A 1,412-nucleotide genomic window follows, 5' to 3' on the forward strand; every position below is an offset into this window, starting at 1 on the left:
TAGCGGTAGCTTAGCTCCCGCTCAGGAGTGGTGACTTCCGCCATCCGCCCAAAGGCATTGTATTCAAACTGCTGCGCTCCGCGCTGCACCATGTTGCCTGCTGCATCGTACTGATACAAGGTAGCATGCTGGCCACTGCGCTCTGCCAAACGGTGGCTAGCCGGCTGATAGATGTACTCGGTAACACCGGCTGCTTGCTCTTTGCGTAAACGATTACCAATGCTGTCGTAGCTAAACTGACGCCCTGCCGGGAACTCACTAATCAGCCGCGACAGACTGTCGTAACCAAACTCGCTGCTTACACCATAAAGCGGCTGCTCAATCGCCGTTATATTGTTCAGCGCATCGTACTGATAACCCAACGCCAGCATCGAGCCCAATTGCCGGCTAACCAGTTTGTAATCGGTATCGTATTCGTTATGCAGGGTTAAACCATGGCCATAGTGCAGGCTTTTTATCGGACCAAAGGGCAAATAACGGATATCCGACACCAGGGTTTGCAGCCCATGCAGTTGTTGCAAGCTTAGCTTGTGGATACGGCCGGTGCTGTCGTAGTCGTACAGTACCTGGCTGCCACTCGGTAATGTCACTCGCTTTAAGCGCTCTCCATGCTCGTAGCTATAACCCAGACTGTACCAGTTCGCTCCCAACTGATGCCGTGCCAGGGCCAACTGGCCATGCTCTGTATACTGATACTGGGTTTCGCCAATGCTATCTGTGACCGATGTTAACTGCCCCACTGCCGGATGTATGCCGTGCTGCTCGTCGTACCGTAATTCGATGTGCTCTGCACCCCCGCTATGCTGCACGCGGATGAGCCGATTTAACGCATCGTACTGATACTGCAGTTCAATCCCCCGTGCATCGGTAACGCTGGTTCGGTTCCCTGCAGCATCATAACTAAAGCTGCTGGTACCGCTATCCGGGCTTATCAATTGCCTTAGCTGATTAAAGTTATCGTAATAATAGCTGGTGGCTTTTCCCTCTGCATCGGTGACGCGACTTAACTGATCGGAGTTATCGTAACGAAACTCGGTGGCATTGCCTTGTTTATCGATGTGCTTGATTAAGCGGTTAAAACCATCGTAACGAAATGCTTCCACAGCGTTCAGCGCATCCTGCCGCTGCACCGGCTTGCCATCAACGTTGTAACTCAGTTGCTCTTCTGCTTGCAACGATTGCACTCGGATCAACTGACTTTGGCCATCGTACTCGTACTGTTGCTGAAACGTCAGGTCGCCACTTGGATCGGTGAAGAAAATACGAACCAGATCCCTCTGCTCGTCGTACTCAAAGTGTTGCTGGTTGCCCTTGCTGTCAGTCACGGCAATCAGTTGCCCGACAGCATCGTACTGATATGTGAACCGAACGCCAGCAGCATTGGTCATGGCACTCAGTAAACCTGCTGCGTC

At 52.3% G+C, this 1,412-nt stretch carries 1 protein-coding gene; it reads right to left on the minus strand.

What is annotated here, in order from left to right; translation table 11 throughout:
- A partial coding sequence (locus ABC502_RS18570) for a hypothetical protein (RefSeq protein WP_345916923.1) occupies positions 1–1,412 on the minus strand: 1,412 nt, incomplete at both ends.

The organism is Alkalimonas sp. NCh-2 (genome assembly GCF_039631345.1).
In the GTDB taxonomy this organism is placed as follows: Bacteria; Pseudomonadota; Gammaproteobacteria; order Enterobacterales; family Alteromonadaceae; genus Alkalimonas; species Alkalimonas mucilaginosa.